Raw genomic sequence first — 26,162 nt, 5'->3', positions numbered from 1 at the left:
AATTTTTTGTTAAAATTATAACATACAAAATATTTATTTTAAGGATGTGATTATAAAATTTGGTGATTTTTCAAAACGCTGTGAAACTTTGGAGCTTGAAAGTATTTTTGATTTTTATAGTATTTTTGATGAGTTTGAATTTGATTTGAAATTAAGTTTATATGAAAATATCTTAAATGTTTTTATTTTGAAAGCCTTTGATGTTTTAGCTTCTTTAAATTTAGATGAGAATGCTTTAAAAGCTTTGAGTGTTTTAAGTAAAAACGATAGAAAGCGCTATTCTATTAATAAATCTATTCCGCATTTTCAGGCTCTAGGACTTATTAATAAACTTTTAGAGAAAAATATTTTGATCTTAGAAAAAAGTCAAGAAAAGCCAACCATAAAAAACAAAAGACAGAAAGTTAAAAAAGAATTACGCTCTTATAATATACAAGATAAGGTTGTTTTTAAAAATCAAGGATTAAGATTTTTCTTTTATTTTATATATCCTAAACTTAATTTAATCGCGATGAAAAAATATAATGAATTAATAGAACTTATCCAAGAAAATTTGGAAAAATACCAAAGTTTTACTTTTGAACTTTTATGTAAAGAATTTTTAGCAAAAAAACTTAAAGTGGATCAAGTGTATAGTTTTTGGAATTATTATCATGAAATAGACTTGTATTATCATGAAAACAATTTTTGTGTTTTAGGTGAAGTTAAATTTAAAGAAAGAAAAATATGTAAAAATGTTTTAAATATTTTAAAAAGTAAAGCAAAACAGTTGCAAATTCAACCTAATTTATATGTGCTTTTTTCAAAGAGTGGCTTTAGTAAAGAGCTTATTCTAAATAAGGAGCGTAATTTGCTTTTATATACTTTAGAAGATTTTCAATTTTTAATTAAGGATTAAGTGTGGATGAGAATATTTTAAAAAGTTTAGATTCTAGTGAAAAAGAAAACTTACAACAAGGATTAAAAGCCTTAATAGAGCAAACCTATGTTATAGAAAATGAATATAAGCAACTTAATGAAAACTACACTGCATTAAGACAAATGGTAAGTGAGATTATAGAGGTTTTGCCTATGGCTTTGTGGATTTTAGACGCAAATAAAAATATTATTTTGCAAAACAACCTAGCTACACAAAAGCCAAAGCTTTTAGAATGCATTGGTCTTGATAAAACACATTATGAGCTTGAGTTTGATCATAAATTTTATCTAATCAAAATCACTTCTCATACTGATAAACTTATAGTAAATGCAACAGATATTAGTGATGAAAAAAGAAATGAAAGGTTAGCTAGCATGGGAACAGTTGCAGCACATCTAGCGCATGAAATACGCAATCCTATAGGTTCTATTTCTTTATTAAGCTCTACTTTGTTTGAAAGAAGTGAGTTAAAAAATAAGCATATAGTTTTAGAAATCCAAAAAGCAATTTCAAGAGTAGAGCGTATTGTAAATTCTACTTTACTTTTTACAAAAGGAGTACATGTTAATTTAAATGAGTTTAATTTACAGGAGTTACAAGATGAGTGTGAGCAGGCTATTGGAGCTTATAATTATCTAGCTAACATCGATTTTAAATTTGAATTTTTAGATTTAAAAATCAATGCAGATAAATCTTTACTTGCTTTAGTTTTGCAAAATTTACTTTATAATGCCATAGATGCTATTGAAGAAAGCGAAAATGATGATGGTTATATAAAGGTTAAGTGCGAACAAAAAGAAGATAGGGTTTTTATTAAAGTTTATGATAATGGTGTAAGTATCAAAGATAAAAAAATGGTTTTTGAGGCTTTTAAAACAACTAAATTAAAAGGTAATGGTTTAGGTCTTTCTTTATCAAAACAAATTATTGATGCGCATAATGGAGTTTTAGGTTTTGATGAAAATCCAAAATGTTTTTTTATAGAGCTTAAAATTTAAGCTCTATAAAATAAATTTTTTCTTAAAATAATAAAAATATTTGTCCTCATAGCTCAGCTGGATAGAGCGCAGAATTCCTAATTCTGAGGCCGCAAGTTCAAACCTTGCTGGGGACACCATTTCAAGGAAAAAGATGTTTCATATAGTCTTAGTTGAACCTCGCATACCACAAAATACAGGAAGTATAGGCAGAATGTGTTTTAATGCAGGTTTTGCTTTACATATTATCAATCCACTTTTTAGTATTGATGAAAAGGCAGTTAAAAGAGCAGGACTTGATTATTGGAAAAAATTAAATCCTTTTTTATGGGATAATTTAGAAGATTTTTTAAAAGAGTATGAAAAATTTCAAGATAGATTTTTCTTTGCGACAACTAAAACTACTCAAGCTTATTTTGATGTAAATTATCAAAAAGGTGATTTTTTATTTTTTGGAAGTGAAAGTTTTGGTTTGCCTATGGATTTAATGCAAAAAAAATGGGAAAATACTATTACTATACCGATGAAAGATTGTGGTAGAAGTTTAAATTTAGCTACGAGTGTGGGTATAGTGAGCTATGAAGCTTTGAGGCAAAATTTTGCCTCTTTTGAAAAATTTTAATGATTTAAAACTTGATTTAAAAATTCTTTCAATCTTTCATTCTCTGGGTTTTCAAAAGCTATTTTAGGACATTCATCTACTGCTATAATGCCTTTATCCATAAAGAAAATTCGATTAGCTACATTTCTTGCAAATCCCATTTCATGTGTAACTACAAGCATGGTTAGACCTTCTTTAGCTACTTCTTTCATGATATTTAAAACCTCACCTATCATTTCAGGATCTAAAGCTGAAGTTGGCTCATCAAATAAAATCACATCAGGATTCATCATTAATGATCTTGCTATGGCAATACGCTGTTTTTGTCCACCTGAAAGCTTATGAGGAAAATAATTTTCTTTATCACTTAGGCCAACTTTTTTGAGTAATTCTCGTGCTTTTTTTACTGCTTCATCTTTACCCATGATTTTTGTTTGTACTGGCGCTAGGCATAAATTTTCCAAAACATTTTTATTATTAAAAAGATTAAAATGTTGAAACACCATGCTTACTTTTTGTCGAATTTTATTGATATCTGTTTTTTTATCAAGTATATTGATATTATTGATATAAATATTACCACTATCTGGTGTTTCAAGTTTATTTAAACAGCGTAAAAAAGTACTTTTTCCACCTCCACTAGGCCCTATAATAGCAATAATATCACCTTTATGTACTTCAATGCTAATATCTTTTAAAACTTCTAAATCTCCATATTTTTTAATCAAATTTTCTATTTTAATCATGTTTGTTTAATCTCATTTCTATAAATCTTGCAATTAGTGTTAAAATTTTAACGCTTACATAATATACAAGCCCTGTAAAAATAATAGGTTTAGGGTTGTAATAAATTGCTTGTAAGCTTTTGCTTTGCATGGTAATATCCATAACGCTAATATAGCCCACTATTGAAGTTTCTTTAAATAAAGAAATAAATTCATTCATTAAAGAAGGTAAGATATTTTTAATTGCTTGCGGAAAGATGATTAGTCTCATAGAAGCAGAATAATTAAGCCCCATTGCTCTTGATGCTTCCATTTGTCCTTTGTCTACACTTTGAATTCCACTTCTTACGATTTCAGCTACATAAGCAGAACTATTAAGTCCAAGTGCAATAATAGCTACATAAAAATTATCACTCCAAGTAGCAAAAATCACTACTGAGAAAATCAAAAGCTGTAAAAGCAGAGGAGTTCCGCGTATAATGTCTATGTATTCATCTATGATGAAATTTAAACTTTGAATTTCTAAAAATCTTAAAAATGCTAGGAAAAAACCAAGTGCTATTCCTATTAAAATTCCACCTACTGTTAAGCCAAGTGTTGTGAAATAACTATGAACATAAGCTTTGGCTTCTATAGTATAAGCATATTCTCCTGTAGCTAAGCCATTTTGATCTTTAACTTGTAAAATTTCAATAGGAAATGAAAAATAAGCCCAAAAAACAATAATGGCAAAAAATACAAAAATTTTCATCGTATTTTGTTTCAATTTAAACACCTTATAAAATTTTAAAAAAACTAAGTGTATAAAAATTAAGTTTTCTTTTTACTTAAAAGCATTTTTATGTGTTTTTTTGGTAAATATCGTGAGTTAAATTTTCACATAGCTGTAAAAAATAAAATAAAATTAATATAAAATTATATTTTTTTGTAGCAAATTCATTTTTTTATGATAAATTTACACTCGATTAAATTATAAAAAGGAGATAAATATGGATTTAATATCCCAATTTGTTGGCTTTGTAAATAATCAGTATTATTCCATTTTGGTTATTTTGCTTATTATTGTAGGGTTTTATTATAGTTATTTGACGGGTTTTGTGCAATTTCGAATGCTTCCTTATGTGTTTGACATTTTGACAGAAAAGCAAGAAAAACATGAAAAACACCATATTACTCCTTTTCAGGCTTTGATGATTTCAACAGCTTCAAGAGTTGGTATAGGAAATATTGCAGGTATTGCAGTAGCGGTTGTTTTGGGCGGACCTGGTGCTTTGTTTTGGATGTGGGCTATGGCATTTTTTGGCGGCGCTTCGGCTTTTGCAGAAAGCACTTTAGCACAAGTTTATAAAAGTCGTGATGGAAAAAGTTTTAAAGGTGGCCCTGCTTATTATATTAGTAAAGCTTTAAATTTAAAATGGCTTGGTGCTATATTTGCGGTGATTTTAATCATTACTTATGCTTATGGATTTAATGGACTTCAAAGTCAAACTATGACTTCAGCATTTGAGTTTTATTATAAAGGTATGGTTGATGCTAGCGAAGTAAGTTTTTCGCAAAGTTGGTGGCCTATTGTAATAGGGGCTATTTTGGCTATTTTTGCTGCTTATATGTTTTTTGGTGATCATACTAAAATAGGTAAAGTAAGCTCGGTCATCGTTCCTATTATGGCGATGATTTATGTTGGTTTATCTATTATAGCGATGTTTATGAATTTTGATAAAATTCCTGAAGTGTTTTCTATGATTTTTAAAAGTGCTTTTGATTTTGAAGCTATTTTTGGTGGATTTGCAGGTTCTGCTTTAGTTATAGGTATAAAAAGAGGATTATTTTCTAATGAAGCAGGTATGGGTTCAGCACCAAATGCAGCAGCTTCAGCTCTTACAACTCACCCTGCAAAACAAGGGGTTATTCAAGCATTTTCTGTATTAATTGATGTGATTATTTGTACAAGTTCAGGATTTTTGGTATTATTTTCACTTGCTTATGCTAATAATATTGGTGTAGACGGTAAGCCTATTTTAACAGCACTACCTTTGGTACAAGAATCCATGAAAGAATATTATGGAAATCTAGGTGTACATTTCACTACTATTAGTATAGTTTTATTTGCTATTACTTCTTTGATAGGAAATTATTATTATGCTCAAGCAAATATTAAATACCTTACTCAAAATCCTATTATTATTAATCTTTTTAAAGCAAGTGCTGTGCTTATGATTTTTATTGGTGCAAATATGGATTTAAAATTTGCGTGGGATTTAGCTGATACCACTATGGCGTTTATGGCTACGATTAATATTATTTCTATTTTATTGCTTGGTGGTATAGTGAAAAAGGTATTAAAAGATTTTAGCGAGCAAAAAAGACAAGGTAGAGATCCAGTGTTTAGTGCTTCAAAGCTTGGTATTAAAAACGCAGAGTGTTGGGACTAATGATAGATTATATTATTATTGCTTTGTTTATAGCTTTTATGGTTTTTCTTGTGTTTGGCTTTAACCGCCAAATGCAAGAAAAAGCCAAACAAAGAGAAGAAAAATTAAAAACAAAGAAAGATTTTAAAAAAAATAGGTAAAATACACTAAAAAATTTTTAAAAAAGAGTGTAAAATGAAATTGTTAATAGAAATAGGCACAGAAGAGCTTCCTGCTATTCCTTTATTGAAAGAACTTCCAAATATTACTAAAAAATGGGAAAAGATTTTACAAGAGTATCATTTAGAATCTGAATTTAAATTTTTCTATACTCCTAGAAGATTGGTTTTTATCCATGAAAATTTTAAAGAAAAACAAGATGATTCTTTTGTGGAATTTATAGGCGCACCTAAGGCGATAGCTTATAAAGATGGAAAGCTTACTCAAGCAGGACTTAGCTTTTTAGAAAAAAGTGGTTTAAAAGAAGAAGAGCTTGAATTTAAAGAAATTAAGGGTAAAGAAGTATTGTATTGTCAAAAACAAGTACAAGGCTTGCAAAGCAAGGTGGTTTTAGCTCAAATGATCGAGGCTTTTTTAAAAAGCTTGAGTTTTGGTAAAACTATGAGATGGGGTGATGGTAGCTTTGAATTTATTAGGGCTATCCGCTCACTTTGTTGTATTTTAAATGATGAATTGATTGAGTTTGAAAGCTATGGTGTTAAAAGTGCAAAAAGTACTTTTGTTCATAGAAGTGTTAGTTATGATTTAATACCTTTTTCAAATATTGATGAGTATCTTAAAACTCTAGAGCAAAATTACATTATTTTAGATCAAGAACAAAGAAAAAAACTTATTATTGAGCAGTTAAAAATACTCGAAAAAGAAAATGATATTACTATTGCAAAAGATGATGAGCTTTTAGCCGAAGTTGTAGCTATCACAGAGTATCCAAAAGCATTATTAGGGCATTTTGAGAAAGAGTATTTAGAAATCCCAAGCGAAGTGATAATTACTTCTATGAGAGAAAATCAACGCTATTTTGCAGTATTTAAAAACAACATTTTAAGCAATCATTTTATTGTAGTTTCTAATGCGGTTTGTGAGGATTATTCTAAAATCATTAATGGCAATGAAAGAGTTTTAAGAGCAAGATTAAGTGATGCGATGTTTTTTTGGAAAAATGACTTAGCGCAGGGTTTAAATAATGATAAAATAAGCCAAATGGTTTATCTTGAAGGACTTGGAACCTTAAAAGATAAAATTATTAGAGAACAAAAAATTGCTACTAAGCTTTGTGAGGTTTTTGCTAATACTCAAAAAGATGAAATTTTAAAAGCTATAGAATACTCAAAAGCTGATCTAAGTACTCAAATGGTGTATGAATTTACTGATCTTCAAGGCATTATGGGATCTTATTATGCTAAGGCTATGGGTATGAGCGATGAGCTTGCTTTGGCGATTAAAGAACAATACCTTCCAAATGGCGATAATTCAGCTATGCCAAGTAATGAATTTAGTTCTATTGTAGCTTTGGCTTATAAATTTGATACACTCATGGGGCTTTTTTCAATGGGGAAAATCCCAAGTGGTACAAAAGATCCTTATGCTTTAAGAAGAGCAGCAAATGGTGTTTTAAAAATTATTCTAGCTTTAAATAAAAATTTTGATCTTAAGATATTTTTAGAAGTAATAGCTAGTGAATATAAAAGCTTTGATTTGAAAATTTTATTAGACTTTATCTTAGAGCGTTTATATACTTTTTATGAGGTTAATGCTTCTTTTGTTAAAGCTGTGCTTAGCTCTAAAACTTATGATGTTATTTATATTGATTCTTGTATTAAAGCTTTAATACAAAGTACAAATAAGGCAGATTTTAGTCAAAATTTTGCTACTTTTAAGCGCTTGGCAAATATTGCAATATTAAGTGAAGTTCAAATTAATGAAAATTTGTTTAACATTCAAGAGGAAAAAGATTTATACCAAGCTTTTATGCAGTGTAAAACAAAAGAAAATAATACCCAAGAGCTTTTAGAAAGCCTTTTTGCACTAAAACCACAAATTGATGCTTTTTTTGATAAAGTAATGATTAATGACAAAGATGAAAATATTAAAAACAATCGTCAAGCTTTAGTATGTGCAATTTATCGTGAGTTTTTAAAAATAGCTGATATTAAAGAGCTTAGCGTATGAGAAAAATTCTTTTTTTACTTTGTTTTTTGGTATTTGCATTAGAAGCTAGAGAGATTGAGCTTGTAAAAGGTCAAGTAATTTTTTTAGAATTTGATAAAAATAATTTTTTACAAATTAGCTCAAATTCTAAAAAACTTCCTTTTTTTGAGTATAAAAATAAAGTCATTGTTAGTATAGCTATACCTTATAAAAATCCTAAAGATAGAAAATTAATAGCTGAATTTAAAGATAATTCTAAAGAAGAAATTAACATAAAATTTAGCGAAGGAAACTATAAAAAAGAATTTTTAAAAGTTAGTGCTTCTAAGGTTAATCCACCTAAAGAAACACTTGATCGCATTAGCAAAGAATATCAAGAAGCTATTAAGGTTTATAATACTTATACCAATATGGCTTTATTTGAAGGCAATTTTACATACCCTTTAGAAAGTAAAATTACAAGTGCTTTTGGAAAAGCAAGATTGTTTAATGATACTCTTAAAAGTTATCATAGTGGAACTGATTTTAGAGCAGCAAGTGGGACAAAAATTTATGCTAGCAATGATGGTATTGTAAGGATTGCTTCAAATCGTTATTATGCAGGAAATTCAGTGGTAATTGATCATGGATATGGGATTTATTCTCAGTATTATCATCTATCAAAACTTAATGTAAAAGTAGGACAAAAGGTAAAAAAGGGTGAGCTTATAGGTTTGAGTGGAGCTAGCGGTAGGGTTACAGGGCCACATTTGCATTTTGGAATTTTAGTTAATGGTGTGCAAGTTGATCCACTTGATTTTATAGTCAAATTTAATGCTTTATAATGATAGTTTTTAGCGAGTTTTTTCAAAATTGGATTGATAAATATTACTGCCAAGCTGTGAGTGTTGGTAAAAATGGAGATTTTTATACCGCAGTTAGCGTGGGAAATCTGTTTGGAACACTCTTAGCTAATCATTTTTTAAAACTTATAGATGATAAAAAGCTAATTTTACCGGTTGAAGTTGTAGAAATAGGGGCAAATGAAGGGCATTTAATGCTTGATTTTATACAAGCTCTATACACTCTTAGGGCTGATATTTTAGAGCAGATTGAGTGTTTTATCATAGAGCCACATGAAAAATTAAAATGTGTTCAAAAAAAACTTTTTGATGAGTATGATTTGGATGTAAAAATTTATAATTCTTTAGAAGAATGTCATTTTAAAAACGCCTTTTTTTACGCTAATGAATTATTTGATTGTTTTGCGTGTGAGCTTATAAAAGATAGAACAATGGCATATGTTGATGATGATTTAAACATTGTTTTTAAAGCTATGAATGAAGATCTTTTAAAAGAATGTGAAAAATATTCTATCACTAATAGCGAGCTTTGTATTTCTTATAAACCCTTTTTATCCAAATTAAAACAAACCTGTGAAAAACTAACTTTTGCATGTTTTGATTATGCAAAAAAAGAAGAAAAAATTAGTATTAGAATGTATAAAAATCACCAAGTGTATAATCTTTTTGAAGAAAACTTAAAAGATTTTTTTGCTAAAAGTGATATTACATATAATGTAAATTTTGATCATTTTTTACAAGTTTTAAAAGAAGAGGGCTTTGAGGTGTTAGAATATAAAAATCAAAATCAAGCTTTAATTGATTTTGGCTTAGAAGAAATTATCGAGCAAGTTAAAAATATTAACCTCCAAATTTATAAAAACTTTATCAACCAAAGTAAAAATTTGATGTTTAACTTTGGCGATAAGTTTAAGTTTTTAGAATTTAAGCTTTAAAATCACTGCTTGTAATATCAAGCCCAAAGCCTTTTAAGCCTATAAATTCTTTATCGGTATTTTGACTTAGAAGTTTGATTTTTGAAATTTTTAAATACCTTAAAATTTGCGCTCCTATGCCATAATTTTTAAATTGTATATTTTCTTGTTTTTCATTTTTCATGAAAATGATTACACCACCTTTTTGACTTAAAAATTCAATCTGTTTTAATAATTCATTAAATTTATTAGAAGTTAGAAGCTCAAAGTCGCTTCCACTAAGATAAAATTTAACATTCTCGCATTCTTTCAAAGTACCAAAGCTAAAAGCTATGTGTTCATTTTCATTGTGATCTTTAAAAGTCATTTTTTTAGCTTTAAAACCTGCTAAAATACTTTCTTCTTCTTTAATTAAAGAAATCAAACTTTCATTTTTTAAACGATACTCGATTAAATCTGAAATAGTAATCATATTAATATCGTGTTTTTTGCAAAACTCAAGCAAATCACTTCTTCTGGCCATATCTCCATTATCTTTAACAATTTCACATATTACGCATGCTTCTTTTAATCCTGCCAAACGACATAAATCCACTGTTCCTTCTGTATGGCCCGTTCTTTCTAAAACTCCACCTTTTTTTGCTATCAAAGGATTAATATGTCCAGGACGCACAAAATCACTCGCCTTTGCATTATCATCAGCAAAAATTTGTATAGTCATATCTCTTTCGTAAGCACTTACTCCTGTTGTTGCATTTTTTGCATCGACAGTGATGGTAAAAGCTGTTTCGTGATTTGATGTGTTTTTAGGTACCATTAAAGGTAGTTCAAATTTTTTAGCTAAGTTCTCACTTAACGCTACGCATACTACACCTCTTGCGTGAGTGATGGTAAAATTTACTTTTTCTTGTGAGCTAAATTGTGCAGGGAAAATCAAATCCCCTTCATTTTCCCTATCTTCTGCATCCACCATTACCAACATCTTACCATCTTGAAGTTCTTTTATAGCTTGTTCTATACTTATATATCCCATAAAATCATTCCTTGAAAATATTTTAAAAATATTATAGCATTTTTCTTGACATTGTATAAAAAATAATATATAATATCACTTTTAATTTAAATAAGAAATTTCTATTGGGGTATCGCCAAGCGGTAAGGCAACAGGTTTTGGTCCTGTCATTCAGGGGTTCGAATCCCTTTACCCCATCCACTTCATATGATGCCGCGAAGTAGAGCAGTGGTTAGCTCGTCGGGCTCATAACCCGAAGGTCGGGAGTTCAAATCTCCCCTTCGCAACCATTATATAAAAATAACTTATAATCTATTTCAACAGATGTTTTTTAGCAATATTGAAATCAAATTAATTTAAAATTTCTAAAATTATTGAAATTTTAAAAATGCAATACAAAGAATAAAATAGATAAAATATATTTAACAAGAATAAATGGCGAGTTTAATAGGCGTATGATTTATAATTAATGTTGCACATGCTTTGTATTTTATTGTAAAAATGTAAAAAAATGATATTTTTTGCTAAATAGGTAATGTATTAAAATTTTTAGAGTGCAAGAAAAAAAACAATATTGATTTAAAGTCTAACAAAGAAAAATATTTCTTAATTGATGAAGAGCAAATGAGAGGGGGCTTTATATTTTAAAGCCGGATGCAACAAGATAGTATTATAAGCTGCTAACTACTTAATCATTTCTTGATTAAATTCTTTAAGATCTATAAATAATAAATCTTTATAATGATTAGCAAATGCTTCTTTTAAGGTTTTATTAAATATTTCATTATGAATATTCATTCTAAGATTCTTTAGATAAGTACAATAATGAGTAGTGTTAAGTTCTTTGAATAAAACATTCATAGTTTTTTAAATTCACAGCCATTATCTGTGAGTATACTAAATTCTTTTATGAGGATTATTAGTTTTTAAGATAATAACAAAACTTTTAAGATATGCTAGTATATCTTGTCTTTTTAGGAGATAAAGCTACAGTATAATCAATTCTTGTAACTAAATCTATCATAGTAAGTATATATTTTATTTTATTATTGACATATTTTATAGTATCTATTGCCCAAGTATTCATAGGAGTTGTTTTAAGATTTTTTTAGTTATCTATTTTTAACTTTCTCTTGTAGCTTTTATTTTGGCCTAGATAATTAATTCTTGTAAGTGTTATTCTCATTTTATCTTTAGAGATGATTCTTCCTATGGTGGAAACACTAGGAGGTAGGCTTTAAAAAATAATACAATCTTTCTTTATCTAAATTTATATAAATATGCCTAAGTCTTTTAATATTTAAAGTAATTTCCAAATCAAAAGAACTTCTTATATTTTTTACTTTAGTGTATTTTGTATTTAGGGTATTTAAATTATCATTATTTTTGTGATAAATTTCTTGTTTTCTAAAAAGTATCTTTTTATCTATATTAAAAGCTTCTAAAGTAGCTTTTAAACCATGATGCTTATGAAAGATATAATTTTTATTCTTTGTTCTATTATTTTATGTTTTATTTCAAAAATATAACTATATTCTCTTAATTTAGCAAATCCTTTTATACATCTAAATAAATAATCTGTTTGGATAAATATTCCTTAGTTAGTTTTATTAATCAAATATTTCTTGATTGGTAAATAAAAGATAGTAGTTTTATTAACTAAGAAAGTGCCAAATGTGTTCGAACTTGTGTGATAATATTTTATCTTGATGTTTTTAATCTTCACATTGAAGCAATATAAAATAAGTATAAGAAATTAATTTTAAAATATTTTGTATAATTATTCTAAGGTATATTGTAGCAATTATTATGTTATTGTAATAATAATCAAGATTTATTTAATGATTACTCTCTCTTTTTTTATGAGTCATTAAATGATATAAGAATAAATTATACTCTTGTTTTCTAAGTTGATAACATGAAATAATATTTATTTTATACTCTTCTTGAATATTAAAGATAATAAATATCTAACCACTGCAATAATCTTTAAAAAATATTGATTAAGTTTGATGTTGAAATAATGTATGCCGTACTGCCTTCTATATAGTATGAACTACAAGTAAAATTCTTTCTTTTTTTAAAAAATATAATCTTCTTCATCACTTGATTAATATAACTAAGCCATATTTATATGTAAATCACTGATTTGATCTTGTTAAAACCAATTGCAATGAAACTTAAAATAAATATGGTAGTTTTGATTTTTAAACATTTGAAGAAATGGAATAAAAATCCTGAAAAAATTATCAATTATTTTAAAATAATTATAGACAAACATGACAATGAGATAAATATATAGTATTAATTTTAAAATCCAATTTTATACAAATCCAACATAATAAAGATTTTCATCACTTAGTTATTTTAAACAAACAATTGCGTTAAAAAATGAAATCATAAATAATGCTATAAAAAATATATCAAACTTATAGGATAAAATTTTTAAGTAAAAAACTATAAATGGAGTGCGGTTGTAAATATCAAAGAAACCATACCAATGAATGATTTAGAAAATCTTTTTAAACACTTTTAAAAATACGGCTTTTAATGCCATTAAATAGCAATCACCGTGATGAAGAAGAGAAGAAGCAAGATAAGGTTTTCAAAAGAAGCACCTTTTCTTTTCTTCTCTAAATAAAATACACCTTATAGGTGCTATATGTTTTGTACTAAAATGGGGGGGGGGTGCTAGGGTTGTCTAAGTGTGTAGCACGGAAAGCGGACAAAGTCTGCCGCTTAATATTAAGATTAAACAGATATATCTAAAAGCTGATCTTTTTTATTGTCTGCTTTATCTGTATTTGTAGAATTGCTTTGTTCTTCTTTTTTAGCTTCAGCTTCTACTTTTTTTGTATTATCATTCTCAACTTTTTTTTCTTGTTCAAATTTAGCTTCTTCAAGTTTTAATAGTGGTTTTGCTGTATAACGCAAGCTTGTATCAATAACTTGATTACAACATTGAGAATATACTAATCCCATCATTATCCTTTAGTGATTTATACAAATACCTAATTTAGCACAAGCTTGATGCTGATAAATAGGCTGATGTATTGTCTGGCAATTATGAAAATTTTCACAAGTTAAAATTCCATCTTGTTGTTGTGAATTATTAAAATTTTTCTTGCTATGATAACTATGATTTAAAGCTAAAGCAACGCTAGATAATGAAGCAATAACTGCTAAACCTAAGATAATTTTTTTCATTATTTTTGAGCCTTTTTATGATTATTTTTGATATATGAATAATTATAAAAGTCAAAAAATTAATTTAATATTAAATAAGAGAAAAAACAAAATTTGCTTAAATATTGAAAAAAATTACTCAACTTTTTTTGTTTTTTCTCGCGCGTATGCGTTTTTATATATTAAAAAAAGCAGGGGATGGATTTTCACAAAAGTCTATGTGATAGGAGATAGTGAAATATTAAGTGGATAAAGTCAAAGATGATAGAGATACTTTAAGAACTTTGTTTGAAACACACAAGACAAATAATGAAAGATTAGAAACTCGACTAAAAGAAATAGGCAGATGGTGCGAAAAAAAATTTAAGCGTGGAGCAGTTAAAAGAAATATTTCCATTAAAAGCCGAAAGAATAGAAAAAGAGCTTAAATATCAAAGAGCTTTTGAAAATTCTTTTGAACAAGCAAAAACTAAAAGAAACGATAGAGGGTTTGGGTTTAATAGATAGTTTTCCTTTTTGGTGCTTTAGCAAATCGCACCTGTTAAGGTGCTATGATTTGCGATAATTGGGGTGCGGGGGCTGTCTGAGTGCGTAGCACGGAAGATGGACAAAACCCACTACCCTAATATTAAGATTAAGCAGATATATCTAAAAGCCGATCTTTTTTGCTAGTATTTGCTTGATTATCAGCATTTGTAGAATTACTTTGTTCTTCTTTTTTAGCTTCAGCTTCTACTTTTTTTGTATCTTCTTGCTGTTTAGCAATCGCCTCTTCTAATGCAGGTTTATCTCGATATTCTACTTTGGTATCTACCAAGCCGTGACAAGTATTAACAAACATTAACAATATCCTTTCCATTTGCAAAAAGCATCTTGATAAATAGGTTGATGTATTGTCTGGCAATTATGAAAAGTTGCACAAGTTATACTTCTACCTTCTATATATTCTTGTTGTGAATTATTAAAATTTTTCTTGCTATGATAACTATGATTTGAAGCTGAAACAAGACTAGATAATGAAGCAATAACTGCTAAACCTAAGATAATTTTTTTCATTTTTGAGTCTTTCTATGATTATTTTTGATATATGAATAATTATAAAAGTCAAAAAATTAATTTAATATTAAATAACAGAAAAAACAAAAATTTGTTTAAATATTGAAAAAAATTACTCAACTTTTTTTGTTTTTTCTCTCGCGTATGCGTATGTATTTTTTTATATATTTTTAAAAAAAGAAAGGCTGTCTGAGTGCGTAGCACGGAAGATGGACAAAACCCACTACCCTAATATTAAGATTAAGCAGATATATCTAAAAGCCGATCTTTTTTGCTAGTATTTGCTTGATTATCAGCATTTGTAGAATTACTTTGTTCTTCTTTTTTAGCTTCAGCTTCTACTTTTTTTGTATCTTCTTGCTGTTTAGCAATCGCCTCTTCTAATGCAGGTTTATCTCGATATTCTACTTTGGTATCTACCAAGCCGTGACAAGTATTAACAAACATTAACAATATCCTTTCCATTTGCAAAAAGCATCTTGATAAATAGGTTGATGTATTGTCTGGCAATTATGAAAAGTTGCACAAGTTATACTTCTACCTTCTATATATTCTTGTTGTGAATTATTAAAATTTTTCTTGCTATGATAACTATGATTTGAAGCTGAAACAAGACTAGATAATGAAGCAATAACTGCTAAACCTAAGATAATTTTTTTCATTTTTGAGTCTTTCTATGATTATTTTTGATATATGAATAATTATAAAAGTCAAAAAATTAATTTAATATTAAATAACAGAAAAAACAAAAATTTGTTTAAATATTGAAAAAAATTACTCAACTTTTTTTGTTTTTTCTCTCGCGTATGCGTATGTATTTTTTTATATATTTTTAAAAAAAAAGAAAGGCTGTCTGAGTGCGTAGCTGTAAGGGGTATTTTAAAAAGAATATGTAACTATCTATAGCTTTAAGGTTTGGAGGATAGTTACATAGAAAACTTAAATAATTTTATATAATTACATAAATATTTTATAGGAGTGTATAATGAATAAGATTGACACTATCGCAAATTTTTTAAATAAAAAATCTAAAAAATGTTTAGCTATAAATGGGTCTTGGGGTATAGGTAAAACTTATTTATGGAAAGAAGTTGAAAAGAAACTTTCTAAAGATAAAAAAGTTGTTTATATAGATCTTTTTGGCAAAGAAAGTTATAAGCAAATATTAGAAGAAATAGTTTTTAAAATCCATGGAAACTACAATAAAATAGCAAATACTTTTTCACAAATTATAGCCAAAATTACAGAAATTAAATCCGCTGGAACAATTAACATTAACCCTGATGCTATTTTTTCCTTTTTAAAAAAAGAAGATTTTAAAAAAGTTATTGTGTGTTTTGATAACATAGAAAGAAGATCTAATAATCTTTCTTTGAAAGAAATTTTAGGACTTGTAAATTTACTTAAAGAAGAAAAAGAATGTAATGTTGTTGTGATTTTTCATGAGGAAGAATTAAAAGAACAAGATAACAATTTGACTGAAAATAATAAAGAAGAGCAAGCCAAACAATACAATAGTAAAAACTGGTATCAAACATACAAAGAGAAGGTTATTGATTGTGAAATAACCATAAAAAACAATGATGAAGTAGCAAAAGCAATTATAAAAGATAAAGTAAATAAATATACTAAAATTACAGATGAAACAAAAATATTATTGAAATTGTTATTTTTGAAGTATATCAAGAACATTATAGTGGTAATCTAAGATTATTATATCACGCATTAGAACACATATATTATTTTAACAAGCATTGTTTTTTAAAGTTTAGAAAATACAACGATAAACAAGCATTTGCAATTGCTCTAAAATTAAATTATATCTCATTAATATTTCAAACTAAAAAATATCTTTCTATTAAAATAGAAGAAAACGACTTATCTTCAGATTATCATCTTTATGAACAATACCTAAAAAATATGTTTTATTTAAGTAAAGAAGAAAAATACCAACTAAGACGCGATTTTTATCAAACTTTAAAAATTGATCTTTATTATAAACTTCAAAACTGCAAGATAGAATATTTGGTAGGTAATTTAAGTGATAAACAATTTGTAAAAGATATTGAAAATTCACTCCTAAAAATAGACTTTTATTCAAAAAATGGAATGACACACTTTCCTTATAGTTTTTATCAAATTTTACTTTCAACCTACACACAAATTACAAAGAAAAAATTAAGCAACATAGAAGAAAAAATCAATCAGCACTATATAGAAGCTCTTGTTATGGAAGAATTTAAGTTTGATCTTAATCATGATTATAGATCTGACATAGCACTTTTAAAATTATTAGAAAATGAAAAATGGAAAGATTATTATGAAGATACCAAAGAAAAATACAAAACAAGCAAATATGAAAATATTAATGCTCTTATTAATAGCTATGAAAATATAGAAAATAGTTTTTATCTCGAAGCAATCAAGCAATATAATTTTTTTAAAAAAGAAGAGTTAGTACAGCTATTTAAAAATAATAACGATTTTTGTAAGAAATTTTTTAATCATTTTTCTATGAATATGGTTGTAAGTCATAAATTTGATGATGATTTAAATAATAATTTATTTCAAGCTTATTTAGATTTCTTAGGTTTAGATGAAAATAAAATAAAAAAAAGTGTTGTTTTAAAATATATAAATTCACAAAATAGTGTATTAAGAAAGCTACTAATAGAATAATTGCGTTAAAGATATTCAATAAAATACTATTAAATTTACAAAAATTAAAAAGTTCTTATGTGTTTATAATTTACAAACATTATAAAATTAAACTACTTATCTCTTTTTAATTTATCAATAAAATCACTCCACCATCGCATTAACTCTCTTCTCTATCATCAAGTCTTATATACCGCTTTTACTTTATTTCTTTCTCTATGATCTAAACATAGTTCTATAACTTCACTATCTTGTTTATGAATATTTTTATACTCATAAAGAAAAGTTGAAGCAGTAGCTCTAAAACCATGATATAGTATTTCATCACCAAAACCTAATCTTTTAATGGCTTGATTTAATGTGTTTTTACTCATTTTTTAGATTTACTTATATCATTTGAAAAAACATATTTTGAATCTGAGTAAGAAAAATTTTTAACATATAAAAGCAAGCCTAAAACACTCTGACTTAGCGGAATAATAAAATCCTCTCTTGCTTTAACTTTATTAATTTTTTTCTCAAAATCTACTTCTTTTTATTCTAAATTTCTAATATTAGCACTTCTTAAAAAATAAATATGGACTAATTTACAAAGAAATTTTTGTAAAAATACTTATCAATCGCAAGCAGTAATTCTTTAAATCTTGCTTCATCTGTGAAGTTTTATAACTTTGAACTTTATTAGTACCATAAAGTGCTTTATATTGCTTTTAGTAAGCTCAATAATACTTTTTTATATTTTGATTTTTAGTATTTTCTTTTTGAATATGTTCTTTTGGATTAATGCCTTATGATAGCATGTCGTTATAATCATTTACAATCTCTCTTGTCCGTGTTAATGTGGTTATAGGATATTTTCCTATTTTAAAAAAATACCCTTTTTATTAAGTTTATATCTAAAATAAAAATTCTTATCAATATTTCCATGAAAAACCCTAGCTTCAATATATAAATTTTTAGTACAAGCACTTTGATATAAGTTTTTTATCAACAGTTAAATTTTTAAGTTGCTTATCATTTACAATAATCACTGATTTTCCTTTAAAGTGTGTATAAAAAAATATTTTTTTTAATTTGTCAAAAGATTTTAATTGTAGTAATAATTCGTGATAGAGAAGTAATGGTGGATTTAGAAAGCGTCTAAGTATCCATACTTTAGAAATTAAATATCTAAATAACATATACTTTTGAAAATTCAATAATTTGTATAGTTAAATCTCATTTTAAAGATTTAACCCCTGATATAACTTCAGCCATTTCTTCAATGGAAAATAATACATAGCAAGATACTTCCATAGATTGTATTTTTTCTTCTTAGATTATCAATAGTTCCTGAAGAAACGCCTAATACTTTAGCAAATTCTTTTTTACTTAAAGACATTTTTTTATATTTCTCAAAAAATTTTTGTTTCTAAATAATTCTTGGTTGGGCTAATCTTGCTTAATTGTGAAATATGTTTGTTTTAATTTATAAAAATAACATATAAAACTATAAATATCTTTATATATCTAACTTTATTTAATCACTTTTTATTTTCTGTTAAATATTATATATATTCTTTTACCTATTATCCAAATTATAAAAACATACAAATTATAATTAAATATATTTTTTTAATAAGTAATTTTAAGATTATAACAACTATTATCAAATTTATACAAAAACTTTATATTGTAGTTATCTAAAGAGTATAATAAGGTATTTATACTCTTTATTTATTACTATATATAAGCTTAGTATTTATACTTTATATACCAAATATGATAAATACACCTTACACTGTTATCTAAAATACTAAATGCTAATACTTTTAAAAATGTTAAATAGTATAATAAAATATAAATATAAAAATTCAAAAAGCTTATTTTTCATTGTTTTTAAAAAGTAAATGATAAGTTTTTTTCATATATATTTAAATAATAATAAATCTATTTGCATTTTTTTAATAAAAAATAAAAGTAATTTTGATTATAATTTATAAATAATTATTATATTTATTAATTTTTTGGCTATTTTTCAATATTTTTATAACTTTTTTATCACTTTTGTATTTTTTGTGTTATCATATTCTCATCACAAATAAAAAATTTTATGCAAAGGATTCGGGGGGGGGGATTATGAAAAAAACGCTTTTATTTGTTTTACTCATTCACACTTTTCTTTTTTCTCAAATAATGATTTTAAAAAATCAAGATAAAATCATTATAGATAACAATCAAACTCTTGCACTTAATCATGTAAACCATGATCAAAAGCAAATACTTAAAGAACATAATAACATTGACTCAAGAGTCAAAAAGCTATTAGAAGAAAAACCAAAGAAAGATTCTAATCTTAGTAAAGAAGATGAAGAATTATCTAATAAGGTTGTTAATGTTATTCAAACTATAGGTAATGTATATAATGCCAAAGATAGTAAAGAAAGAGATGAGCTTATAAGAGATTTAGCAAGCAATTATTTAAGCTTACAAGCTAATACTTTAATCCAAGAATATTTACATGCTCTTAATCACTCCATTAATAGTGAGTTTAATTTAAACTATAATGATAGGGGTGGTTTAAGTGGTAATGCTAAAGTTCTTTTACCTATTATGAGTGAAGATAATCCAAAAATATCTTATTTTCTACAAAGCGGTATAGGTGGATATGATAATAATAGAATCATAGGTCATTTTGGTGGTGGTATAAGATATTATCCTAATGCATTAGCATTAGATAATTCAGGAAATATCATGCTAGGATTAAATTTAGTTTATGATCATGATTTTAGTAGAGAGCATAAAAGAATATCTTTGGGCTTTGAAAGTATGTTAGATACACTAGCTTTCCATGCTAATATTTATCAAAGATTAAGTGATTGGGTTAGTAGTTATGATTTTAAAAATGCAAATAATGATCTAACTTTCTTAGAACGCCCTGCTAATGGCTGGGATATGGGTATTAAATATGCTTTTCCTTCTATGAGTAATGTAGCTGTTTTTGCTAATATGAGTAAATGGTATGGAGAAAAAGTAGCTCCATTTGGCAATGTAAACTGCTATGAAGATTTAGAAAAAAATCCTTTAGTGTATGAAGGAGGTATTACTTACTCACCTTGTCCCGCATTAACTTTTTCGCTAAGCCATAAAAGAAGTAATGAAAGTGATAAACAAGGCACAAATATAGCTATGAATTTTAACATACCTTTAGATAAAGATGCCTTCAAACACGCTTTTGATACAAAATTAGCAGGTATAAATAATACCATTGAAGGCTCTAGAACTCATTTTATAGATAGAGATTATTCTATGGTGCTTGAATATAAAGCTATTAACAATACTTATCATATTTCTTATTGCGGAAATTTGGGAGGTAATACTCATTGTATTATGCTTAAAGATGGCTTTAATCAAGCAGTTAAAAATGTTGCTATGAGTGTAACTCCTGAACAAAAAAGTGTAATCTTAAAAGATGGAAATCATTATATTACTGATAGTAATGGAAAAGTTTTTGTAAAAATAATCCATTCTTATGGAGTCCATCAAACCAATTTAATTGCTAAAGCAGGGAATGCTCAAGAAAGTTTCCCTATTGCTATCATAGCTCCAAAAGAAGACTTTAGGATATTTGCTAAACCTTCTAATATACAAAGATATGAAAAATCTCTAATCACATTTACAGGAAATGATTTAGCAGGTGATTTGGCAATTCATTGGAAATTAAATGGTAAAGGAAGTTTAGAAAAAACGCCAAATTCAGATAAAACTGATAAAGATGGAAATTCAAATATCATCTATAAACCTGATGTAAACATGAAAGATAAAGAAAAAGCTGAAATCATTGTTAATGTATTGGGAGTTACTTTAAAAACATTTGTTCAAATAGCAATTTATGGAGATAATGATATTATCTTAGATAAAGCTATTATAGGTAATAAAGAAAAAACTCATGCAAGTTATAAAAACTTAAAAGCTAATTCTACAAAAGTTAAATGGAGTATACAAGGAGATAATGCTTTATTTGTTGATAAAGATAAAACTACTAAGGAGCTTAATTTAATAGCTGATGATAAAGGTGAGAGTAATGTAGAAATCATAGGACTTAGTGGAAATGAAAAAGTAAAAATCATTGCTAAGAATATGAGTGATGAATTAGTAAAAGAAAGAAGTAAAGATTTAGAGATTAAAAATTATACAGCCACTATGGAGCTTCCTGCTGGAAAAGATCCTGTGACTTATCAAGACTTTGAAAAAGGAATGATTGATTATAAAAGCGACTTTGAAGTAAAACTTAAAGGTTTAATGCCAAAAACAAAAGTTTTATGGAAAGCTAAAGATATACAAAGCAATAAAACTTTAAGAATTAGTAACGATAAAGAAAGTACAGCTGATGATAAAGGTGAGAGTAAGGTAGTATTTGAAGGAGTAAAAGATTTCAATATTAAAAGATTACAAATCATTGCTACTTATAATCAAAGCGCAGCTAGCACTCAAGAAGTAAGTGGAGAAATCAAACTCCACCAATACACCCCAAGCATTAGTTTTAGTAAAGATAAAATTCATGCTTATGAAAGTGATAATAACAAAGCTTTAAAAGATCCAAAACTTGATCATGTTGAAGTAACTTTAAAAGGTGGTAAACCTAATGAAAAAATAGAATGGAGTTTAAGTGGAGACGCTACTTTAAGCAATCAAGAAGCAACATTTAATGCTAGTGGTGAAGCTAAGGCAGTTATCACTTCTAAAGCTCCATTTAAAGTTAATCCAAATTTAGAAGTTAAAACTATGACTAAAGATCTTAAAAAAGAATTGCCTTATGAGATTAAAGAATATACTCCTAAAGTAGAAGGTTTCTCTCCTAAATTTGAAAAAGAAGATACTCTAGATTATAAAACTGATTTTAGTGTACAAGTAAGCAATCTTTTACCTAATTCTAAAATAAGTATTACTAAAACACAAATCATTAAACCTAAAAAAGAAGAAGTGGAAGTTAATAATAAAGGTGAAGCTACTTTAGAATTTGAAGGCATTAATGATTTTAGTCAAAAAGAAATAACTATAACTTTTAACTATATTAAAAAAGGAGATGAAAAAGCTGAGCAAACTTATGCTATCAAACTCCACCAATACACCCCAAGCATTAGTTTTAGTAAAGATAAAATTCATGCTTATGAAAGTGATAATAACAAAGCTTTAAAAGATCCAAAACTTGATCATGTTGAAGTAACTTTAAAAGGTGGTAAACCTAATGAAAAAATAGAATGGAGTTTAAGTGGAGACGCTACTTTAAGCAATCAAGAAGCAACATTTAATGCTAGTGGTGAAGCTAAGGCAGTTATCACTTCTAAAGCTCCATTTAAAGTTAATCCAAATTTAGAAGTTAAAACTATGACTAAAGATCTTAAAAAAGAATTGCCTTATGAGATTAAAGAATATACTCCTAAAGTAGAAGGTTTCTCTCCTAAATTTGAAAAAGAAGATACTCTAGATTATAAAACTGATTTTAGTGTACAAGTAAGCAATCTTTTACCTAATTCTAAAATAAGTATTACTAAAACACAAATCATTAAACCTAAAAAAGAAGAAGTGGAAGTTAATAATAAAGGTGAAGCTACTTTAGAATTTGAAGGCATTAATGATTTTAGTCAAAAAGAAATAACTATAACTTTTAACTATATTAAAAAAGGAGATGAAAAAGCTGAGCAAACTTATGCTATCAAACTCCACCAATACACCCCAAGCATTAGTTTTAGTAAAGATAAAATTCATGCTTATGAAAGTGATAATAACAAAGCTTTAAAAGATCCAAAACTTGATCATGTTGAAGTAACTTTAAAAGGTGGTAAACCTAATGAAAAAATAGAATGGAGTTTAAGTGGAGACGCTACTTTAAGCAATCAAGAAGCAACATTTAATGCTAGTGGTGAAGCTAAGGCAGTTATCACTTCTAAAGCTCCATTTAAAGTTAATCCAAATTTAGAAGTTAAAACTATGACTAAAGATCTTAAAAAAGAATTGCCTTATGAGATTAAAGAATATACTCCTAAAGTAGAAGGTTTCTCTCCTAAATTTGAAAAAGAAGATACTCTAGATTATAAAACTGATTTTAGTGTACAAGTAAGCAATCTTTTACCTAATTCTAAAATAAGTATTACTAAAACACAAATCATTAAACCTAAAAAAGAAGAAGTGGAAGTTAATAATAAAGGTGAAGCTACTTTAGAATTTGAAGGCATTAATGATTTTAGTCAAAAAGAAATAACTATAACTTTTAACTATATTAAAAAAGGAGATGAAAAAGCTGAGCAAACTTATGCTATCAAACTCCACCAATACACCCCAAGCATTAGTTTTAGTAAAGATAAAATTCATGCTTATGAAAGTGATAATAACAAAGCTTTAAAAGATCCAAAACTTGATCATGTTGAAGTAACTTTAAAAGGTGGTAAACCTAATGAAAAAATAGAATGGAGTTTAAGTGGAGACGCTACTTTAAGCAATCAAGAAGCAACATTTAATGCTAGTGGTGAAGCTAAGGCAGTTATCACTTCTAAAGCTCCATTTAAAGTTAATCCAAATTTAGAAGTTAAAACTATGACTAAAGATCTTAAAAAAGAATTGCCTTATGAGATTAAAGAATATACTCCTAAAGTAGAATATCCAAGCTTTAAAACCCAAGAAAAAACTATAGATTATATAGATGATTTTAATATTAAAATAAGCGGTTTATTACCAAATTCCACTATTGATAAAATCAGTGGAAGTAAAGGAGTAAAAGCTAAAAAAGAAAGCTTTAATGTTAGTGATAAAGGTGAAGCTACTTTAGAATTTAGTGGTATTAGTGATTATAGTGTTAAAGATATTGCTATTAAGTTTAATTATATCAAACAAGGTAGTATTAAAAAGGAGCTTAATTTAGATAAAATCAAACTTTATCAATACGCTATTTCCTTTAATGCTGATCCAAGTACTATCATTGCAGAACCTAATAAAAATGCCGAAGTAACTTTAAAAGGTGGTAAGCCTAATGAAAAAATAGAATGGAGTTTAAGTGGGGATGCTACTTTAACTAAGACTGATAAAGTATTTAATGTTAGCGGTGAAGCTAAGGCAGTTATTACTTCTAAAGCTCCATTTAAAACTAATCCTATAATTAATGTAAATACCTTAGGCCAAAACCTCACTAAAACATTAACTTATATAGATGGAACTATATATACTCCAAAAATAGAATATCCTTCTTATAAAGTCAGTTTTTGGAAAACATTAGATAAAACTATAGATTATGACTCAGATTATGTATTAAAAATAAGCGGTTTATTACCAAATTCCACTATTGATAAAATCAGTGGAAGTAAAGGAGTAAAAGCTAAAAAAGAAAGCTTTAATGTTAATGATAAAGGTGAAGCTACTTTAGAATTTAGTGGTATTAGTGATCCTAGTGTTAAAGATATTGCTATTAAGTTCAGTTATATGAAATCAGCTATTGCTAAAACTGAAATAACTGCAGATAAAATTAATCTTTATCAAAGAGAATTGAATTTAGAACTTGATAAAGAAACACTTTATACTCAAGAAGGAGAAGTAGTACATGCTGTATTAAAAGGTGGAAAAACAGGTTCTAAAGTAGAATGGAGTTTAAGTGGAGACGCTACTTTAAATGATCATGATACAACATTTAATGCTAGTGGTGAAGCTAAGGCAGTTATCACTTCTAAAGCTCCGTTTGAGAATGATATTTTGTTAAAAGTTAATGCTTTAGGTGGTTCTTTTGTGAAAAGCATTAAGTATAAAACAAAAATTTATACTCCTGAAGTAGAGTATCCTTCTTATAAGGATCCTAGTTGGTGGTTTCATGTAGAGAAAAAAACTATAGATTATGACTCAGATTATGTATTAAAAATAAGCGGTTTATTACCAAATTCCACTATTGATAAAATCAGTGGAAGTAAAGGAGTAAAAGCTAAAAAAGAAAGCTTTAATGTTAGTGATAAAGGTGAAGCTACTTTAGAATTTAGTGGGATTAGTGATTATAATGTTAAAGATATTGCTATTAAGTTTAATTATATGAAGACAAGAACAAGTAAAATAGAGTTTGCTGCAGATAAAATTAAGCTTTATCAAAGAGAATTAAAATTTGAAGGGGATAAAACAATATACACCGAAGAAAAAGCACAAGCCAATATCACGCTAAAAGATGGTAAAAAAGGTGCTAAAGTAGAATGGAATATAAGTGGAGACGCTACTTTAAATGATCATGATATAACATTTAATTCTAGTGGTGAAGCTAAAGCAACTATTACTTCTAAAACCCCATTTAAAAATAACCCTGTAATTAGTGTAAATACTATTGGACAAAGTGTTAGCACTACTATTGCATATGTAGATAAAGAATATATCCCTAGTATTATTTATCCTAGCTATAAGGGTTATAAGCAAACCATAGAATTAAATCAAGATTTTCATCTTGAGGTAAGTAATTTAATCCCGAATACAGAAATTGAAATATATCATGATTTTTTATCAGCGGCTAAACCAAAGCAAGATCATGTTAGAGTAAATTCTAGTGGTAAGGCTACTTTGGAATTTTATGGAGTATCGAATCCATTGTGTAGTAATTTCAATATTCAATTTAAATATATGAAAACAAAAAATAAGTCAGCGGATTTTTTTACAGATGAAATTTATATATATAAACAGCTTACCTTGATTG

23 protein-coding genes and 3 tRNA genes are annotated in these 26,162 nt (G+C 26.9%); 15 read left to right on the top strand and 11 right to left on the bottom strand.

Translation table 11 applies throughout. The annotated features are described in order from the left end of the window. Positions 1–46: 46 nt before the first annotated feature. From L8V85_RS05965 to L8V85_RS05950, 4 genes are all read left to right on the top strand, one after another. Positions 47–898, top strand: coding sequence for a DUF234 domain-containing protein (locus tag L8V85_RS05965; RefSeq protein ID WP_263737657.1), 852 nt, complete (start codon positions 47–49; stop codon positions 896–898). Positions 899–900: 2 nt separating this feature from the next. Continuing rightward, entirely contained in the window at positions 901–1,917 is a 1,017-nt protein-coding gene (locus tag L8V85_RS05960; RefSeq protein WP_263737656.1) for a sensor histidine kinase, read from the top strand. 42 nt (positions 1,918–1,959) lie between these two features. Continuing rightward, positions 1,960–2,036: transfer RNA gene (locus L8V85_RS05955), tRNA-Arg, on the top strand. 14 nt (positions 2,037–2,050) lie between these two features. Beyond that, positions 2,051–2,518 (top strand): tRNA (cytidine(34)-2'-O)-methyltransferase, encoded by a 468-nt coding sequence (locus tag L8V85_RS05950; protein ID WP_133319272.1) that lies wholly within the window; start codon positions 2,051–2,053, stop codon positions 2,516–2,518. Here the strand turns inward: L8V85_RS05950 and L8V85_RS05945 are convergent. After that, on the bottom strand, positions 2,515–3,243 hold the full coding sequence (locus tag L8V85_RS05945; protein ID WP_263737655.1) for an amino acid ABC transporter ATP-binding protein: 729 nt from the start codon (positions 3,241–3,243) through the stop codon (positions 2,515–2,517). The two genes, L8V85_RS05950 and L8V85_RS05945, sit on opposite strands and share 4 nt — an antisense overlap. Next, positions 3,236–3,988, bottom strand: a complete 753-nt coding sequence (locus L8V85_RS05940; RefSeq protein ID WP_133319270.1) for an amino acid ABC transporter permease — start codon at positions 3,986–3,988, stop codon at positions 3,236–3,238. Before L8V85_RS05940 ends, L8V85_RS05945 begins: the two co-directional genes overlap by 8 nt. A gap of 223 nt (positions 3,989–4,211) precedes the next feature. On the opposite strand from L8V85_RS05940, the gene L8V85_RS05935 reads away from it, so the two are divergent. The 5 genes from L8V85_RS05935 to L8V85_RS05915 are packed head-to-tail and all read left to right on the top strand — an operon-like array spanning position 4,212 to position 9,579. After that, positions 4,212–5,654: an alanine/glycine:cation symporter family protein gene (locus tag L8V85_RS05935; protein WP_263737654.1), complete on the top strand. Its 1,443-nt coding sequence runs from the start codon at positions 4,212–4,214 to the stop codon at positions 5,652–5,654. After that, positions 5,645–5,794 (top strand): hypothetical protein, encoded by a 150-nt coding sequence (locus L8V85_RS05930; protein WP_214100099.1) that lies wholly within the window; start codon positions 5,645–5,647, stop codon positions 5,792–5,794. The genes L8V85_RS05935 and L8V85_RS05930 overlap by 10 nt, the downstream gene beginning before the upstream one ends. A gap of 34 nt (positions 5,795–5,828) precedes the next feature. Next, on the top strand, positions 5,829–7,823 hold the full coding sequence (gene glyS, locus L8V85_RS05925) for a glycine--tRNA ligase subunit beta (RefSeq protein ID WP_263737653.1): 1,995 nt from the start codon (positions 5,829–5,831) through the stop codon (positions 7,821–7,823). Then, positions 7,820–8,626, top strand: a complete 807-nt coding sequence (locus tag L8V85_RS05920; protein ID WP_263659975.1) for a M23 family metallopeptidase — start codon at positions 7,820–7,822, stop codon at positions 8,624–8,626. Before glyS ends, L8V85_RS05920 begins: the two co-directional genes overlap by 4 nt. A 2-nt stretch (positions 8,627–8,628) precedes the next feature. Further along, on the top strand, positions 8,629–9,579 hold the full coding sequence (locus tag L8V85_RS05915; RefSeq protein ID WP_318529420.1) for an SAM-dependent methyltransferase: 951 nt from the start codon (positions 8,629–8,631) through the stop codon (positions 9,577–9,579). Here L8V85_RS05915 and L8V85_RS05910 read toward each other — a convergent pair. Beyond that, the gene (locus L8V85_RS05910; protein WP_133319265.1) at positions 9,569–10,591 is read right to left on the bottom strand and encodes a bifunctional 3,4-dihydroxy-2-butanone 4-phosphate synthase/GTP cyclohydrolase II; all 1,023 of its coding nucleotides are present in this window, start codon (positions 10,589–10,591) and stop codon (positions 9,569–9,571) included. The genes L8V85_RS05915 and L8V85_RS05910 overlap by 11 nt on opposite strands. Positions 10,592–10,696: 105 nt before the next feature. Between L8V85_RS05910 and L8V85_RS05905 the strand changes: the two genes are divergently transcribed. Together L8V85_RS05905 and L8V85_RS05900 are read left to right on the top strand one after the other, a co-directional pair. After that, a tRNA-Gln gene (locus tag L8V85_RS05905) sits at positions 10,697–10,771 on the top strand. Between the two features lie 13 nt (positions 10,772–10,784). Then, positions 10,785–10,860, top strand: a tRNA-Met gene (locus tag L8V85_RS05900). A 656-nt stretch (positions 10,861–11,516) separates the two neighbouring features. On the opposite strand, the gene L8V85_RS05895 is transcribed toward L8V85_RS05900, so the two are convergent. The 3 genes from L8V85_RS05895 to L8V85_RS05885 all read right to left on the bottom strand — a co-directional run bounded on the left by L8V85_RS05895 (position 11,517) and on the right by L8V85_RS05885 (position 13,777). Then, positions 11,517–11,657 (bottom strand): hypothetical protein, encoded by a 141-nt coding sequence (locus L8V85_RS05895; protein ID WP_263659977.1) that lies wholly within the window; start codon positions 11,655–11,657, stop codon positions 11,517–11,519. A gap of 1,664 nt (positions 11,658–13,321) precedes the next feature. Beyond that, on the bottom strand, positions 13,322–13,552 hold the full coding sequence (locus L8V85_RS05890; RefSeq protein WP_263659978.1) for a hypothetical protein: 231 nt from the start codon (positions 13,550–13,552) through the stop codon (positions 13,322–13,324). Between the two features lie 9 nt (positions 13,553–13,561). Further along, a complete protein-coding gene (locus L8V85_RS05885; protein ID WP_263709460.1) occupies positions 13,562–13,777 on the bottom strand; it encodes a hypothetical protein in 216 nt (71 codons plus the stop codon). A gap of 348 nt (positions 13,778–14,125) precedes the next feature. Here L8V85_RS05885 and L8V85_RS05880 point away from each other — a divergent pair, with 348 nt between their 5' ends. Further along, positions 14,126–14,263: a hypothetical protein gene (locus L8V85_RS05880; protein ID WP_263664719.1), complete on the top strand. Its 138-nt coding sequence runs from the start codon at positions 14,126–14,128 to the stop codon at positions 14,261–14,263. Between the two features lie 127 nt (positions 14,264–14,390). On the opposite strand, the gene L8V85_RS05875 is transcribed toward L8V85_RS05880, so the two are convergent. From L8V85_RS05875 to L8V85_RS05860, 4 genes are all read right to left on the bottom strand, one after another. Continuing rightward, positions 14,391–14,597, bottom strand: coding sequence for a hypothetical protein (locus L8V85_RS05875; RefSeq protein ID WP_263709467.1), 207 nt, complete (start codon positions 14,595–14,597; stop codon positions 14,391–14,393). Continuing rightward, positions 14,597–14,812, bottom strand: coding sequence for a hypothetical protein (locus L8V85_RS05870; protein WP_263737652.1), 216 nt, complete (start codon positions 14,810–14,812; stop codon positions 14,597–14,599). The genes L8V85_RS05875 and L8V85_RS05870 overlap by 1 nt, the downstream gene beginning before the upstream one ends. 240 nt (positions 14,813–15,052) lie before the next feature. Continuing rightward, on the bottom strand, positions 15,053–15,259 hold the full coding sequence (locus tag L8V85_RS05865) for a hypothetical protein (RefSeq protein WP_263709467.1): 207 nt from the start codon (positions 15,257–15,259) through the stop codon (positions 15,053–15,055). Further along, positions 15,259–15,474, bottom strand: a complete 216-nt coding sequence (locus L8V85_RS05860) for a hypothetical protein (protein ID WP_263737652.1) — start codon at positions 15,472–15,474, stop codon at positions 15,259–15,261. Before L8V85_RS05860 ends, L8V85_RS05865 begins: the two co-directional genes overlap by 1 nt. A gap of 323 nt (positions 15,475–15,797) precedes the next feature. Here L8V85_RS05860 and L8V85_RS05855 point away from each other — a divergent pair, with 323 nt between their 5' ends. Further along, complete coding sequence (locus tag L8V85_RS05855) at positions 15,798–16,520, top strand: KAP family NTPase (RefSeq protein WP_263737651.1); 723 nt, start codon at positions 15,798–15,800, stop codon at positions 16,518–16,520. A gap of 212 nt (positions 16,521–16,732) precedes the next feature. Further along, positions 16,733–17,491, top strand: coding sequence for a hypothetical protein (locus L8V85_RS05850; RefSeq protein ID WP_263737650.1), 759 nt, complete (start codon positions 16,733–16,735; stop codon positions 17,489–17,491). A gap of 158 nt (positions 17,492–17,649) precedes the next feature. Here L8V85_RS05850 and L8V85_RS05845 read toward each other — a convergent pair whose 3' ends face one another. Next, positions 17,650–17,844: a hypothetical protein gene (locus L8V85_RS05845; protein WP_263662179.1), complete on the bottom strand. Its 195-nt coding sequence runs from the start codon at positions 17,842–17,844 to the stop codon at positions 17,650–17,652. Between the two features lie 1,744 nt (positions 17,845–19,588). Between L8V85_RS05845 and L8V85_RS05840 the strand changes: the two genes are divergently transcribed. After that, positions 19,589–26,162: inverse autotransporter beta domain-containing protein (locus L8V85_RS05840; protein WP_263737649.1), on the top strand; the 6,574-nt coding region annotated here is incomplete at its 3' end.

The sequence above is a fragment of the Campylobacter sp. IFREMER_LSEM_CL2090 genome (assembly GCF_025771865.1).
Classification (GTDB): Bacteria; Campylobacterota; Campylobacteria; order Campylobacterales; family Campylobacteraceae; genus Campylobacter_D; species Campylobacter_D lari_D.
This window is presented reverse-complemented; position numbering and strand designations above follow the sequence as displayed.